Raw genomic sequence first — 13,738 nt, forward strand, 5'->3', positions numbered from 1 at the left:
GCCTCTGGTTCTAGTCTGTCTGGGGCGGCTCGCCCGATGGGATCGGGCCGGGCTGGGTGGGAGAGTTGGGCTTCTTCTTGGCGGTGAACTTGCGGCCCGCGTAGAGCAGGGCTGCCGCAACCGCCGCCGAGCCGATCGCCGCCGCGCCGAGGGCGGCCTTGTTGCCGCCGGTCTTTTTCTTGTCGCTCATGCCGTTTCCATGCGCCTTGCGTGCGGGGCTTGCAAGTCCGCTGCGTCAGGCGAGCGCGCGCACGTCGGCGAGCCGCCCGGTGACAGCGGCGGCGGCGGCCATCGCCGGGCTTACGAGGTGGGTGCGCGCGCCCGGGCCCTGCCGGCCGACGAAGTTGCGGTTGGAGGTCGAGGCGCAGCGCTCGCCCGGCGGCACCTTGTCGGGGTTCATGCCGAGGCACGCCGAGCAGCCCGGCTCGCGCCACTCGAAGCCGGCCGCGGTGAAGATCCGGTCGAGGCCCTCTTCCTCGGCCTGAGCCTTGACCAGCCCTGAGCCGGGGACGACGATCGCCCACCTGACGTTGTCGGCCTTGCGGCGGCCCTTGAGGATGGCGGCGGCGGCGCGCAGGTCCTCGATGCGGCTGTTGGTGCACGAGCCGATGAAGACGTTCTCGATGGCGACCTCGGTCATCGGGGTGCCGGGGGTGAGACCCATGTAGTCGAGCGACTTGCGCGCCGCGATGCGCTTGCTCTCGTCGGCGAAATCCTGCGGATCGGGCACGCGGCCGTTGATGGGGACGACGTCCTCGGGCGAGGTGCCCCAGGTGACGCTCGGCTCGACTTGCGCCGCGTCGATGACGACCGACTTGGCGAAGACCGCACCCGGATCGGTGTGGAGCGAGCGCCACCAGGCGACCGCCGCGTCCCACTCCGCGCCCTTGGGAGCCATCGGGCGGCCCTTGAGGTAGGCGAAGGTGGTGTCGTCGGGCGCGATCAGCCCGGCGCGCGCGCCCGCCTCGATGCTCATGTTGCAGACCGTGAGGCGCTCCTCGACGGTCATGCGCTCGAACACGCGGCCGCGGTATTCGATCACGTAGCCCGAGCCCCCCGCCGCGCCGATCCGGCCGATGATGTGGAGGATCAGGTCCTTGGCGGAAACACCCGGCCCAAGGTCGCCCTCGACGCGCACCTCCATCGGCTTCGACTGCTGGAGCAGCAGCGTCTGGGTCGCGAGCACGTGCTCGACCTCGCTCGTCCCGATGCCGAAGGCGAGGGCCCCGAGCCCGCCGTGGCAGGCGGTGTGCGAATCCCCGCAGACGATCGTGGTGCCCGGCAGCGAGAAGCCCTGCTCCGGGCCGACGACATGGACGATCCCCTGCTCCTTCGCGGTCGCGGGGATGTAGCGGATGCCGAAGGCGGGGGCGTTGACCTCGAGCGCGGCGAGCTGCGCGGCGCTTTCGGGGTCGGCGATGGGAATGGGCCTGCCCGCAGCGTCGAGCCGCGCCGTCGTCGGCAGGTTGTGGTCCGGCACCGCGAGGGTCAGCTCGGGTCGCCGCACCGGCCGCCCGGCGAGGCGCAGCGCCTCGAACGCCTGCGGGCTCGTCACTTCGTGGACGAGGTGGCGGTCGATATAGATCAGCGCCGTCCCGTCGTCGCGGGTCTCGACGACATGCGCGTCCCAGATCTTCTCGTAGAGGGTGCGGGGGCGGCTCGCCATGGTCGGTTCCGTGCTGCGAAAGGGGGCGGGAAATCGGCCGCTCCATAGTCACGATTACCGAGCCGTGGCAAGTTTGCGGCAACATACCCGCAGGGCGTTGTGGAATTTGTCATAATCTTGCGCTAGTTGACACACATGTCAGCAACCGAATCCGCCGCGACCCCCTTCCTGCACCCGATCACGGTCGAGGCGGCCGACATCGATTTCATGGGCCACGTCAACAACGCGCGCTACCTGAACTGGGTGCAGGACGCGGTGCTCGCCCACTGGCACAAGCTCGCCCCGGCCGAGGAGATCGCGAGCAAGGCCTGGGTCGCCTTGAAGCACGAGATCACCTACCGCAAGCCCGCCTTCCTCGAGGACGACGTGATTGCCCAGACCGTGCTCGAACGCTTCAATGGCGCGCGCGCGTTCTACTCGACGCTCATCAAGCGCGGCGAGGAGGTGCTCGCCGAGGTGCAGTCCTCATGGTGCTGCATCGACGCCGTGACCCTGCGCCCGGCGCGCATCGGCGAACACCTGCGCGAGTTCTTCTTCCCCAAGGGCGAGTGAGGCCGCGGCGCCGCGCCGCGCCGCGCCGCTGAAGCACGCACATCTTCTTCCCCGACGGTCACAATTCTGACGCAGAGCCGTGCCAGCGGCGCTGTCGGATCGGGACCGGCCGGCATGTCGCCGCCGGATACAAGGGGTAACGGAAATGAAGATGGAAAACCGCACGCTGGCGCTGCTCCTTGCGGGAGCGGCGCTCTCCGCCATGGCGACCCCCGCGATCGCGCAGGACGCCGGCTCCGCAGACAGCGAAGCCGCCGCCGCCGGGGCCGACAGCGAGGAGGGCAGCGCGATCGTCGTCACCGCGCAGCGCCGCTCGGAAAACACGCTCGACGTGCCGGTGACCGTCTCGGTCCTCCAGTCCGAGGCGCTGCGGGACTTCCAGGCGGGCGGTGCCGACACGCTGCTCTCGCTCTCGGGCCGCGTGCCGGGCCTCTACGTCGAATCGACCACCGGGCGCATCTTCCCGCGCTTCTACATCCGCGGCCTCGGCAACATCGACTTCTACCTCGGCGCCTCGCAGCCCGTCTCGATCATCCAGGACGACGTGATCGGCGAGCACGTGGTGCTCAAGTCCAACCCCGCCTTCGACATCGCGCAGGTCGAAGTCCTGAAGGGCCCGCAGGGCTCGCTGTTCGGGCGCAACACCACCGCGGGCATCGTCAAGTTCGACACCGCCCAGCCGAGCGACACCTGGCGCGGGCAGGGCTCGGTCTCCTACGGCAGCTACAACAGCATCAACGCCGACGTCGGGATCGGCGGTCCGCTCAATGCCGACGGCAGCCTGAGCTTCCGCCTCTCGGGGCTCTACCAGCACCGCGACGACTGGATCGACAACACCTACACCGGCCCGTCCGACGACGGCACGGTGCCGGGCAGGAACGTGATGGGCGGCTTCACCGAGCGCGACGCGCGCCTCCAGATCCTTGCCCGCCCGAGCGATGCGGTGTCCGTGCGTCTGTCGGGCCATATCCGCGACTACGACGGCACCGCCTCGATCTTCTACCGCGGTTCGATCCAGCGCGGCACCAACGAAGTGCCGAGCACCTTCCGCCGCGGGCAGGTCGCCTATGACGAGGCGCAGAACAACCCGCAGGGCTACAACACCCACGGCGTGTCGCTGAAGGCCGATGTCGATTTCGGCTTCGCCACCCTCACCTCGATCACCGCCTGGGAGCACGCCTCGGGCTTCAGCCGTGGCGATACCGACGGCGGCGCGGCGGCGAATTTCGGCGGCGTCGCCCCGAACATCTGCGCAGCCGGCTGCGGCCAGTCGCGCGGGCGCCTCGTCGGGCTCGACCAGTGGAGCCAGGAAGTGCGCCTCGCCAGCCCCGACGAGGGGCGCTTCAAGTGGCAGGTCGGCGGGATCTACTTCGATTCGCGCGACCGCACCGAGTTCGCCCAGCGCTCGTTCTTCCTGACCAGCAACGTGCTCGGCACCACGCCCAACCCCAACAACTTCGTGCGGCTGCGCAACGCCAACACCAGCTGGGCCGCCTTCGGTCAGGCGAGCTACGAGCTCACCGACAGCCTCACCTTCACCGGCGGCGTGCGGCTCACCAAGGACGTGCGCAACACCCGGCTGCTGCTCAGCCCGAATTTCGCCAATCTGACCGTGCCGACCACCGCTCCGACCTCGTCCTACGCCTGCGGCGCTGCCCGGGTCTGCCGCCTGTCGGACACCGAGCCGAGCTGGGATGCGAGCCTCTTGTGGCGCATCTCGCCCGAATCGAGCGTCTTCGCGCGCTATGCGCGGGGCTTCCGCGGGCCGACCATCCAGGGCCGCTCGGCGGTGTTCGGCTCGGCCTACTCGACCGCGGATTCGGAGAAAGCGACGAGCTACGAGGTGGGCTTCAAGTCCGCGCCGCTGGGCGAGCGCTTCAACTTCAACCTCGCCGCCTTCTACTACACCGTCGACGACATCCAGCTCAACGGCAACGACAGCAACGGCAACGGGGTGCTGTTCAACGGCAAGCAGGGCAAGGGCTACGGGATCGAGGCGGAAGTCTCGGCGCGGCCGTTCCGCGGCTTGCAGCTCAACGCCGGGCTCAGCCTCCTCCACACCGAGATCAACGCTCCCGGCGTCTTCGCGCAGGTCGGTGCGGCGGGCGGCGTCGTCTCGCAGACCGTGCTCGATCCGACCATCCGGATCGGCAACAGCTTCTTCGCCGCGATCGACGGGAACCCCTTCCCGAACGCGCCCGACTACACGCTCAACGTCAACGCGCGCTACGACCTGCCGCTCGGCGGGGGCGACACGCGGCTGTTCGTGTCGAGCGACTTCGCGATGCAGGGCTCGACCAACCTCGTGCTCTACCGCTCGATCGAATACCGCTCGGAGAACAATTTCGAGCTCGGCGGTCGGGTCGGCGTCGCTTTCGGCGACTACGAGATCGCCGCCTTCGTCCGCAACGCGACCAACGAGGTCAACCTCGTGGGCGCGATCGACACCTCGAACTACCGGGCGGGGATCTACAACGATCCGCGCATCGTCGGGGTGATGCTGAGCGGCTCGTTCCGCTGAGGAGGTGCGGGCCGGGCGCGGGGAGGAAACTCCCGTCCGGCCTGCCGCCGCCTCACCGCCGCCGGAGCGCCGTGCTCATTACGCCCGCTGCGCCCGCCGCGAGCATCGCTCCGCCGAGCGAGGCGAGGGGGTTCGTCCGGATGAAGGTATACAGGCTCGTCTGCCGCATCGGCAGGGGCCCGTAGACCTTCCCCTCGCCGCCGCCCGTATGGAAGCCCTTCGCGCCCGAGTTCTGCGGCGGCTTGTCCTTGTCGATGGCGGTGCTGAAGAAGGCCTTCTCGAGCACCCGGTCGGCGATGTTCGGGAGCATCTGCGCGAACAGCGTCATCGCGCGGCCCCCGCCGCCGACGATCATGTCGCGGGTTGGATGCGCGGCGGCGTGGCAGATCGCCTCGGCGACGAGGTCGGGCGAATAGATCGGCGGCGGGATCATCGCCCGCGCCTCCATCTGATTGAGCGCCTTTTCGACGAAGGGCGTGTTGATCCCCGAGGGCTGGATCAGCGTCACCGAGACGGGCGCCTTCTCGTGCATCAGTTCGAGGCGCAGCGAATCGACATAGCCCTTCACCGCGTGCTTGCTCGCGGTGTAGGAGGAGAGCACCGGCGAGGGCATGTCCGAGGCGATCGAGCCGGTGACGATCAGCGCGCCCCCGCGCTCCTTGAGGTGCGGCAGCGCCTCGGTCGCGCAGTGGACGCATCCCCAGTAATTGGTCTCGAAGACCTGGCGGTGGTCGGCGTCGGAGATCTCCTCGAGCAGCGCATAGGCGCCCACCCCCGCATTGCTGACGAAGGTGTCGAAGCCGCCGTGGCGCGCGACCACCTCCTCGACCGCGGCGGCGACCTCCTCGCGGCTGCCGACATCGGCGACAATGGTGTCGCAGCGTCCGCCCAATGAGCGGATGCCCTCGGCGGCGGCCTCGAGCCCTTCGCTGCCGCGGGCGATGATGACGACCTTCGCGCCGCGCTCGGCGGCGAGGCGCGCGGTGGCGAGGCCGATCCCGGAGGAGCCTCCGGTGATGACGATGGTCTGCTGGTCGAGCGGCTTCAGCTTCATGGGAGGAGGACCTTTCCTTGTGCCGGGGGCCGATCATCCGCGTGGGGCCCGGCGCGGCCCTAACCTCGATCAGCCCCGCTCGCTGGTGCGGGCGCGCGGCCCTGCCGGGGGCACCCTCCGCCGCATGCCGGGCGCGGGGCGGCAAAGGCGATTGCCTCGCGCGGCGAGAGGCCTATAGGCGTGCCCATGACGTCTTTCCGCGTATATCCCGCGAGATGAGCGCGCCTTTCGCCCTTCCTCCCCGGCGCTTCCAGCGCGTGGCCGGCCTCATGCTCGGCTTCGCGATCGCCGGGAGCTGGCTTGCGATCCACGCCTGGGGGATGTTCGTCTTCGAGCTGACGTGGTCGAACTGGCCGCTCGCGGCGGGGCTGGCGGTGGTGCAGTGCTGGCTCTCGGTCGGGGTGTTCATCGTCTGCCACGACGCGATGCACGGCAGCCTCGTCCCCGGGCATCCGCGGCTTAACGGCGCGATCGGGGCGGTGCTGCTGGCGCTTTATGCGGGGTTCGCATGGGCCCAGCTGAGGGACGCGCATTTCGATCACCACCGCCTCGCCGGGCGAGCGGGCGATCCCGATTTCGACGAGCACCATCCGGACGATTTCTGGCGCTGGTATGCAACCTTCTTCCGGCGCTATTTCGGCTGGCGCTCGATCCTCTTCGTGCACACCGTGGTCGGCATCTACTGGCTGGTGCTGGAGATCCCGATGGCGCAGATCGTGCTCCTCTACGGCGCGCCGGCGCTGGGGTCCTCGCTCCAGCTGTTCTACTTCGGCACCTTCCGCCCGCACCGCCACCTGCCGGGCGAGGCGCGCGCAGGCGACTTCGCCGACCGCCACAACACCCGCAGCGAGGCCTTCGGCCCGCTCGCGAGCCTCGCCACCTGCTTCCATTTCGGCTATCATCTCGAACACCACCGCCGCCCCGACGTGCCGTGGTGGGCGCTGCCCGCCGCGCGCCGGGCCGGGGTCGGAGTGGGGGTCGGCACAGGCGGGGGCGCGACGGAATTGACCGGGAGGAAGGTTGAAGCATGAGCTGGCTCGAGGCCGCCGCCATCACCCTTGCCGCGCTTACGGGCATGGAGGTCTTCGCGTGGGTGGCACACAAGTACATCATGCACGGCTGGGGCTGGGCCTGGCACCGCGATCACCACGAGCCGCACGACAACGTGCTCGAGAAGAACGACCTCTTCGCGGTGGTGTTCGGCACCATCAACGCCGCGATGTACATTTTCGGCTCGCTGTGGTGGGACTGGCTGTGGTGGACCGCGGTCGGCGTCACGCTCTACGGGGTGATCTACACCCTGGTGCATGACGGGCTCGTCCACCAGCGCTACTGGAAGTGGGTGCCGCGCAAGGGCTACGCCAAGCGGCTGGTGCAGGCGCACAAGCTCCACCACGCGACGATCGGCAAGGAGGGCGGGGTGAGCTTCGGCTTCGTCTTCGCTCGCGATCCGGCCAAGCTCAAGGCCGAGCTCAAGGCGCAGAAGGACGCGGGCCTCGCGGTGGTGCGGGACTCGGTCGGCGCGGGCGCGGACGGCTTCGAGGTCGTCGGGCGGAATATCTAGGAGCTACAGTCCCTCCCCATTCCGTTGGAACGGGGAGGGACTAGGCTGCCGCCAGCCTTGCGGCGTGTTCCTTCACCAGCGCGATCATGTTGGGCACCCCTTGCGTGCGGTTGCTCGAGAGCTGGTTCCTGAGGTCGAAGGGGGCGAGCGCGCCCATCACGTCCATGCCTGCGACCTCGGCGGCGGGCTTGTCCTGCACCGCGGCGATCACCAGCGCGACGATCCCCTTGGTGATCGCGGCGTTGCTGTCGGCGAGGAAGTGGAGCCGCGCCGCGTCGGTCCCGGCCGGGTAGACCCACACCGCCGCCGAGCACCCGCGCACCAGCGTCGCGTCGGTCTTGAGCGCCTCGGGCATCGGCTCGAGGCTGCGGCCGAGCTCGATCAGGAGGCCGTACCGCTCGTCGCCTTCGAGGAACTCGTATTCTTCGAGAATGTCGGAAAGGGTGCGCATGGGCTCGCCCTTAAGCAAGGCCCGCCCGAAACGCAAAGGGCTCTCAGCCCGACAACCCGCCGGGCCGGGTGAAGGCGTAATAGGCGACGTAGAACCACCCGAAGAAGCCGTGGATCGCGGCCCAGATGATCGACTTGTGGAGGCTCCAGCTGATCGCCACCGCGATCGCCGAGCCGAGGCCGATGCCGGCCTGCGCGGCGGTGGTGCGGTGGTCGCTCACAGCTCCACCCCGCTGGCGATCGCCTCGAGCTTGCGGATGCGCTCCTTGAGGTCGGCGAGCTCGATGCGCGCGGTGCCGAGGCCCGAGCCCTCGTCGCCGGCGGCGCGGGGGTGGACGTGGCCCAGTTCCTGGCGCTTGAAGTCGAGCCAGCCGGTCCAGGCGCGCAGCAGCGCGGCGGAGACCAGCGCGAGGCCGATCAGGCTGCCCGCGGTGAGCACCACGGTGGGGTCGAGAAGGGACGTCATCATTCGCTCTGTTCCTTCCTCAGCGCGGGCGCGGCGTCCCGCAGGGCTTCGATCTCGGCGGCGATCCGCGCCTGTTCGCGCGCATCGCCCGAATGGGCGTCGGTGGCGATCCGTTCGAGCACCTTGACCCGCTCCTTGAGTTCCACGAGCTCGCGGCGGGCCGCCTCCAGTTCGGCCGCGGTGCGTCCATCGCTGCGCGGCACGACCTTCTGGTTGCCGTCCTCGTCCTCGACGATCCCGGCGCGCGCCCGGGCGACCTGCACGACGCCCCAGATCAGGATGCCCACCAGGGCGACGATGGCCCAGCTGCTCATTACTGCAACCGCTCCTTCTCGGACGCGAGGCGCAGGTCCTCGATCTCCATCGCGAGCTGCTGACCGCGATCGGTGGCGATGCGTTCGAGCACCTGCATGCGGGCATCGAGCCGCTCGACCTTCTCGGCATAGTGCGCGGCCCTTTCGGCGGAGCGCTCGGCCATCAGTTCGAGCTGCTTTTCGCGGTAGGCGAGCCAGCGCTTGAAGATGTCGGCGCCCACGCCCAGTACGACCGGGATGACAACCACCATCAGGACCAGCGCAAGCGCCATGATCTCATCGTCCATCAACCGATCTCCTTTTCCAGACGCAGGGCCTCGATTTCGTCGGAAAGCACGGTACCCCGGTCGGTAGCGATGCGTTCGAGCACGCGCAGCCGGTCCTCGATCATCTGCTGGCGCTCGGCGATCTCGTGCAGCGCCGGTGCGTCGGTGCCCGCCTTCGCTTCATAGCGCAGCCGCTTGGCCTGCATGACCTTTTCGACAATGCCGTTCACCGTCATCCCCGCGATCAGCACGATCGCGACGACGGCCACGGCGACCACCACCACCTCGCTCATCACGCTTTCCCCTTGTCGGTGAGGTTGGTCAGGGCGCGGTCGCGCAGCGCGTCGATCTCGGCGCCGAGGTGGTAGCCGCCGTCGGTGACGATCCGCTCGACATTGGCGAGGCGGTCCTTGACCGAGCCCAGCTCGGCGCGCAGCTCGGCATTCTCCTGGGTGAGCAGGGTGACGCGGTGCGCAGTCTCGCGGTCGGAGCCGGGCTTCAACGACTGGCCCCACATGCCTTCGAGCGGATAGCCGTTCTTGATCTTCATGCGGGTCATGTGGAACTGCGAGATGATCCCCATCGCTCCGAGCGCGAAGGCGCCCGCGATGATGTAGCCGAGGTAGGGAAGAAAATCGGCAGGCTCCATCACACCCGCTCCTTCTTCTCGAGCCCGAGCGGCACGCCCGCATCCGCCTCGTCGACGCGGCGCGTGTCGCGCAGCGCCTCGATCTGGGTGGCGATATCGTAGCCGCGGTCGGTGACGATGCGTTCGAGCACCTGCACCCGGTCCTCGAGCCGCTGGATCTGGCCGACGTACTGCGCAGCCTTTTCGGCGGTCTGCTCGGCGGTAGCGCCGACCTGCATTTCGGCCATCTTCTGCTGATGCTTGGTCCAGAGGGCAACGATCGGGATCATCAGCGCGAAGATCGGGATCGAGAGCGCCATTATGCCTTCCATGATTCAAGTCCCCTCATGCATTGTTTCTGGCGATTAGCGCAGCCGCTCGATTTCGGCGGTCAGGCGCGGGTTGCTGCTGACGTAGTGCGCTTCCACCGCGGCGAGGCGGCGGTCGATGTCGCGGAAGTTTGCCTTGATCTCGCGCGCGGTGCGGCGCGGGCTCTGGCGCACGCCCTGCCAGTACTTCTGCTCGCTTTCGTCGCGGTAGAGGTGCGGCGGCTTCTTGTTGAGCACGAAGCTGGCGATCAGGTAGCCCGGGAAGGTGACCGAACTCAGCGGCGTGGCGAGCGAGACCAGCAGCGCGATCCGCACCCACAGCACGTTGATCCCGGTGTAGTCGGCGATACCGGCGCAGACACCCGTCAGCTTGGCATTGTGCTTGTCGCGGTAAAGCGTGGTGCGCGGCGTGTTCATGCGCGGGTTCCCTTCTTCTCGGCGATCAGCTGCTCGAGTTCGCGCAGCTGCTGGTTGTCCTTTTCCTGATCGGCGATCAGGCGCCGGACCGGGGTGAAGCCCGGGTCGTCGGCGGCGACCAGTCGCTCGACCGTGTCCATCCGCTCGTCCAATCGCTTGGCGAGGTTGTAGAGCTCCTCGAGCAGCACCTCGTCATCGGCGGTGATGGTGGGCGCGGTCTTCCACTTGGTCATATAGTGCAGCACCATCCACGGCAGGCCGATGAAGATGACTGCAAGACCCAGAACGACGTCGAAATCCATTGTCTTACTTCCCCTCGTTCGCGTCGGGCTTGCCGAGCGCCTTCTTCATGGCCTGCAATTCGTCGTCGATCGCGTCCGAACCGGCGAGCGCGGCGATTTCATCGGCGAGCGACGGCGGGCCGTCCTCGGCGATGCGCAGCGCGTCGGCGCGGCCCTCGGCGTAGTCGACGCGGCGCTCGAGCTGGTCGAAGCGGGCGAGCGCCTCGTCGGTGCGCTCGGTGCTCATCAGCGTGCGCAGCTTGACGCGGTTCTCGGCGCTTTCGAGGCGCGCGGCGATCGCGGTCTGGCGGCTGCGGGCCTCGCGCAGGCGGTGCTGGAGCTTGGCGATGTCCTCCTCGTAGGCGCGCAGCGCGTCGTCGAGCACCGCGATCTCGCTCTTGAGCTGGTCGGCCATGTCCGCCGCCTTCTTCTTCTCGACGAGCGCGGCGCGGGCGAGGTCCTCGCGGTCCTTGGAGAGCGCGAGCTGCGCCTTCTCGGCCCAGTCGGCCTGGAGCCGGTCGAGCTTCACGCAGTGGCGGTGCATCTCCTTCTGGTCGGCGATGGTGCGCGCCGCGCTGGCACGGACTTCGACCAGGGTTTCCTCCATCTCGAGGATGATCATGCGGATCATCTTCGAGGGGTCATCCGCCTTGTCGAGCATGTCGTTGAAGTTGGCGGCGATGATGTCGCGGGTGCGGCTGAAAATGCCCATGAAGGCTACTCCATCGAGAAACGAATTGACCCGGTCCAGCGGCGCGACTCGGTCGCTCCGTCCGTCTGCGGGGTTGCCGCGGGTCTGGGCCGGGTCGGGGCGGCGACGCAAGGCCTCGATTTCCTCGTCGAGCCGCGACAGCCGCCCCGAGGACAGCAGGCGGGAGGGTTGGGCCGGAGCCTCGCCACCGTCACGGGCGCGCGGGGGGGGCGCGCCGTCGGCGGCATCGGCGGGGGGAACGTCACGCTCCGGCCCGAGGGGGTCGAAAGGATCGCCCACGTCAGGCGATCTCGATCACGGTGCCGGCCGTGCCGACCGGGTGAGCCATCGGGGCGGCGCTCGCCGCGCCCGGCTGGATCTGCGAGGAGAGCAGCACCATCAACGTCATCGCGGCGATGCTGGCGAGGGCGGCATGGCCGACCTTGGAGCTCCAGAAGCTGGCTTTGGCGGTTGCGGTGTCGATCATCGTGGCCTCCCGTAGGGTGTGTGTCGCGGTGTTGCCGGATGTTTTGCATCAGCCGTGCCAAACCTCGGGAATGGCGGATTTCCGCGCTTTTCCGCGCCGCGCGGGTGCAGAGGCTTGGTCTCTATTGCCAAGCATTGGGGATTTTCACTATAGTTTGGACATGAAGCTAGAGAGCCAGTTCATTGGCCAGTCGGGGGCGTTCCTGGACGCGGTCGAACGCGCCAGCCGGGCGGCCGCGATGAACCGCCCGGTGCTGGTGATCGGCGAGCGCGGGACCGGCAAGGAACTGATCGCCGAGCGCCTCCACCGCCTCTCGACCCGCTGGGACGAGCCGCTGGTGACGATGAACTGCGCGGCGCTCCCCGAGACGCTCATCGAGGCCGAGCTGTTCGGCCACGAGGCGGGTGCCTTCACCGGCGCCACCAAGTCGCGCGCGGGCCGTTTCGAGGAGGCCGACCGCGGCACGCTGTTTCTCGACGAGCTCGGCACCCTCAGCATGGGCGCGCAGGAGCGGCTGCTGCGTGCGGTCGAATATGGCGAGGTCACCCGCATCGGCGCCTCGCGCCCGATCCGCGTCGACGTGCGGATCGTCGCGGCCACCAACGACGACCTCCCCGCGCTCGCGGCGGCGGGCGAGTTCCGGGCCGACCTGCTCGACCGGTTGAGCTTCGAGGTCATCACCCTGCCGCCGCTCAGGGTGCGCGAGGGCGACATCGGGGTGCTCGCCGAATATTTCGGCCGCCGCATGGCCGCTGAGCTCGACTGGGATCGCTGGCCCGGCTTCGCGCCCCACGTGATGGACGCGCTCGAGGATTATCCCTGGCCCGGCAACGTGCGAGAATTGCGCAATGTCGTCGAGCGCGCGGTCTATCGCTGGGCCGCGCCCGACATGCCGATCGCGCACGTCCAGTTCGATCCCTTCGACAGCCCGTGGCGCCCGCGTCCGCCGGAGCATCGCCGCAGCAGCGCGCCGATGCCGAGCCGGGCCGCGAGCGAGCCCGCAGCTGCGCCGGCCGCGATCAACTTCGACACCATCGAGGACCTGCGCGCCGCGGTCGACGCGCACGAGCGCGCGATCCTCGCCCATGCGCTTGGGCGTCACCGCTGGAACCAGCGCCAGACCGCCCGCGCGCTCGGGCTCACCTACGACCAGCTGCGCCACTGCATCCGCAAGCACGCGCTGATGGAAGGCGAGGACTGAGTGACCGCCTAACGGAATGGCAATCCTTTTCGAATATTGCGGTCCTACGAATTGGGACAACAATAAATCCATGCGAGCGCATTCCGAAAATTTCTTCATGAATTTCGGTGACCTGCGGCGGACCGGGGGCGAATCGGCGTGGCTGCCGCGCCCGGCCCGGGGAGCCCGCTGAGATGCGCCCCGATCTCCCCTCCAACCACCGTCACCTGCCCGCGACCACGCCGGCGCAGCGCAGCATGGTCGCGCGCGCCCAGGCCTACCGGGCGGCGGAAACGGCCGCTTTCCTTTCGCCGGCGCCCGCCATCCCGCCGTCGCCGATCGAGGTTCCCGTCGTCCCCCCGCCCGTCGCCGAACCGCGCGCGACCGGCGGCGACGTGCCGTCGCTCCAGGCCGGGCGCCGCGCCGCGCCGCGCCTGCGGCTCAGCCTGCCCGCGCAGCTGATCGCGGTCGAGAAGGCGCACACCTGCATCCTTCTCAACCTCTCGCGCACCGGCGCGCAGGTCGCGATCCTCGATGCGATGCGCGAGGGCGAGGGCGCAATCCTGCGCTGCGGCATGATCGACCATTTCGCACTTGTCACCCGCAGCGAGTTCGGCCTCAACGCGCTCGAATTCGACGAGCCGCTCACCGACGCGATCGTGCTCGAGACGCGCCGCTACCACGAGAACTTCGAGGAGCGCGAGCGCCGCGCGCTGCTCGAGACCGCGCGCAAGTGGGCGACCGGCGATACCGAGGACCGTCCGGTCTGACCTAGGCTGCACGCTGCCCCCGTGCGGTTGGCTCTTGCCAAGCGGGGCCCAAGCGACTAGGTGCAGCGCCAATCCCGACATTGTCGCGACAAGGTTTGGATG

General features: G+C 68.8%; 21 protein-coding genes. 6 read left to right on the forward strand and 15 right to left on the reverse strand.

What is annotated here, in order from left to right:
- Positions 1–10 precede the first annotated feature (10 nt).
- Both ACLBKU_RS14135 and leuC read right to left on the reverse strand, forming a co-directional pair.
- Positions 11–190: an isopropylmalate isomerase gene (locus ACLBKU_RS14135; RefSeq protein WP_410180200.1), complete on the reverse strand. Its 180-nt coding sequence runs from the start codon at positions 188–190 to the stop codon at positions 11–13.
- 45 nt (positions 191–235) lie between these two features.
- A complete protein-coding gene (gene leuC / locus ACLBKU_RS14140) occupies positions 236–1,666 on the reverse strand; it encodes a 3-isopropylmalate dehydratase large subunit (RefSeq protein ID WP_410180201.1) in 1,431 nt (476 codons plus the stop codon).
- Positions 1,667–1,801: 135 nt separating this feature from the next.
- Between leuC and ACLBKU_RS14145 the strand changes: the two genes are divergently transcribed.
- Complete coding sequence (locus tag ACLBKU_RS14145; protein WP_410180202.1) at positions 1,802–2,218, forward strand: acyl-CoA thioesterase; 417 nt, start codon at positions 1,802–1,804, stop codon at positions 2,216–2,218.
- 145 nt (positions 2,219–2,363) lie between these two features.
- Positions 2,364–4,739: a TonB-dependent receptor gene (locus ACLBKU_RS14150; RefSeq protein WP_410180203.1), complete on the forward strand. Its 2,376-nt coding sequence runs from the start codon at positions 2,364–2,366 to the stop codon at positions 4,737–4,739.
- 52 nt (positions 4,740–4,791) lie between these two features.
- Here the strand turns inward: ACLBKU_RS14150 and ACLBKU_RS14155 are convergent, their stop codons facing one another.
- The gene (locus tag ACLBKU_RS14155; RefSeq protein WP_410180204.1) at positions 4,792–5,793 is read right to left on the reverse strand and encodes an SDR family oxidoreductase; all 1,002 of its coding nucleotides are present in this window, start codon (positions 5,791–5,793) and stop codon (positions 4,792–4,794) included.
- A 215-nt stretch (positions 5,794–6,008) separates the two neighbouring features.
- On the opposite strand from ACLBKU_RS14155, the gene ACLBKU_RS14160 reads away from it, so the two are divergent.
- The gene (locus ACLBKU_RS14160) at positions 6,009–6,824 is read left to right on the forward strand and encodes a fatty acid desaturase (RefSeq protein ID WP_410180205.1); all 816 of its coding nucleotides are present in this window, start codon (positions 6,009–6,011) and stop codon (positions 6,822–6,824) included.
- A complete protein-coding gene (locus tag ACLBKU_RS14165) occupies positions 6,821–7,357 on the forward strand; it encodes a sterol desaturase family protein (RefSeq protein ID WP_410180206.1) in 537 nt (178 codons plus the stop codon). Before ACLBKU_RS14160 ends, ACLBKU_RS14165 begins: the two co-directional genes overlap by 4 nt.
- A gap of 40 nt (positions 7,358–7,397) precedes the next feature.
- Here ACLBKU_RS14165 and ACLBKU_RS14170 read toward each other — a convergent pair whose 3' ends face one another.
- Genes ACLBKU_RS14170 through ACLBKU_RS14225 form a run of 12 tightly spaced genes read right to left on the reverse strand, consistent with a single transcriptional unit; the run spans position 7,398 to position 11,686 of the window.
- On the reverse strand, positions 7,398–7,808 hold the full coding sequence (locus ACLBKU_RS14170; RefSeq protein WP_410180207.1) for a SufE family protein: 411 nt from the start codon (positions 7,806–7,808) through the stop codon (positions 7,398–7,400).
- Positions 7,809–7,851: 43 nt separating this feature from the next.
- Entirely contained in the window at positions 7,852–8,028 is a 177-nt protein-coding gene (locus ACLBKU_RS14175) for a hypothetical protein (RefSeq protein ID WP_410180208.1), read from the reverse strand.
- Positions 8,025–8,276 carry a hypothetical protein gene (locus ACLBKU_RS14180; RefSeq protein ID WP_410180209.1) on the reverse strand — a complete coding sequence of 84 codons (252 nt, stop codon included), beginning with the start codon at positions 8,274–8,276 and terminating at the stop codon, positions 8,025–8,027. The genes ACLBKU_RS14175 and ACLBKU_RS14180 overlap by 4 nt, the downstream gene beginning before the upstream one ends.
- Positions 8,273–8,587 carry a hypothetical protein gene (locus tag ACLBKU_RS14185; protein ID WP_410180210.1) on the reverse strand — a complete coding sequence of 105 codons (315 nt, stop codon included), beginning with the start codon at positions 8,585–8,587 and terminating at the stop codon, positions 8,273–8,275. Before ACLBKU_RS14185 ends, ACLBKU_RS14180 begins: the two co-directional genes overlap by 4 nt.
- Positions 8,587–8,874 (reverse strand): hypothetical protein, encoded by a 288-nt coding sequence (locus tag ACLBKU_RS14190; RefSeq protein ID WP_410180211.1) that lies wholly within the window; start codon positions 8,872–8,874, stop codon positions 8,587–8,589. The genes ACLBKU_RS14185 and ACLBKU_RS14190 overlap by 1 nt, the downstream gene beginning before the upstream one ends.
- Positions 8,874–9,146 (reverse strand): hypothetical protein, encoded by a 273-nt coding sequence (locus tag ACLBKU_RS14195; RefSeq protein WP_410180212.1) that lies wholly within the window; start codon positions 9,144–9,146, stop codon positions 8,874–8,876. The genes ACLBKU_RS14190 and ACLBKU_RS14195 overlap by 1 nt, the downstream gene beginning before the upstream one ends.
- A complete protein-coding gene (locus ACLBKU_RS14200; protein WP_410180213.1) occupies positions 9,146–9,502 on the reverse strand; it encodes a hypothetical protein in 357 nt (118 codons plus the stop codon). Before ACLBKU_RS14200 ends, ACLBKU_RS14195 begins: the two co-directional genes overlap by 1 nt.
- The gene (locus tag ACLBKU_RS14205) at positions 9,502–9,813 is read right to left on the reverse strand and encodes a hypothetical protein (protein WP_410180214.1); all 312 of its coding nucleotides are present in this window, start codon (positions 9,811–9,813) and stop codon (positions 9,502–9,504) included. The genes ACLBKU_RS14200 and ACLBKU_RS14205 overlap by 1 nt, the downstream gene beginning before the upstream one ends.
- Before the next feature lie 33 nt (positions 9,814–9,846).
- Positions 9,847–10,227 carry an envelope stress response membrane protein PspC gene (gene pspC, locus ACLBKU_RS14210; RefSeq protein ID WP_410180215.1) on the reverse strand — a complete coding sequence of 127 codons (381 nt, stop codon included), beginning with the start codon at positions 10,225–10,227 and terminating at the stop codon, positions 9,847–9,849.
- The gene (pspB, locus tag ACLBKU_RS14215; protein WP_410180216.1) at positions 10,224–10,529 is read right to left on the reverse strand and encodes an envelope stress response membrane protein PspB; all 306 of its coding nucleotides are present in this window, start codon (positions 10,527–10,529) and stop codon (positions 10,224–10,226) included. The genes pspC and pspB overlap by 4 nt, the downstream gene beginning before the upstream one ends.
- A gap of 4 nt (positions 10,530–10,533) precedes the next feature.
- Positions 10,534–11,499, reverse strand: a complete 966-nt coding sequence (gene pspA, locus ACLBKU_RS14220; protein WP_410180217.1) for a phage shock protein PspA — start codon at positions 11,497–11,499, stop codon at positions 10,534–10,536.
- A gap of 1 nt (position 11,500) precedes the next feature.
- A complete protein-coding gene (locus tag ACLBKU_RS14225; protein ID WP_410180218.1) occupies positions 11,501–11,686 on the reverse strand; it encodes a hypothetical protein in 186 nt (61 codons plus the stop codon).
- A gap of 160 nt (positions 11,687–11,846) precedes the next feature.
- Here ACLBKU_RS14225 and pspF point away from each other — a divergent pair, with 160 nt between their 5' ends.
- Positions 11,847–12,887, forward strand: a complete 1,041-nt coding sequence (gene pspF, locus ACLBKU_RS14230) for a phage shock protein operon transcriptional activator (RefSeq protein ID WP_410180219.1) — start codon at positions 11,847–11,849, stop codon at positions 12,885–12,887.
- Between the two features lie 173 nt (positions 12,888–13,060).
- Positions 13,061–13,636 (forward strand): hypothetical protein, encoded by a 576-nt coding sequence (locus tag ACLBKU_RS14235; RefSeq protein WP_410180220.1) that lies wholly within the window; start codon positions 13,061–13,063, stop codon positions 13,634–13,636.
- Positions 13,637–13,738: the final 102 nt, after the last annotated feature.

The organism is Erythrobacter sp. NE805 (genome assembly GCF_046452355.1).
Lineage (GTDB): Bacteria > Pseudomonadota > Alphaproteobacteria > Sphingomonadales > Sphingomonadaceae > Erythrobacter.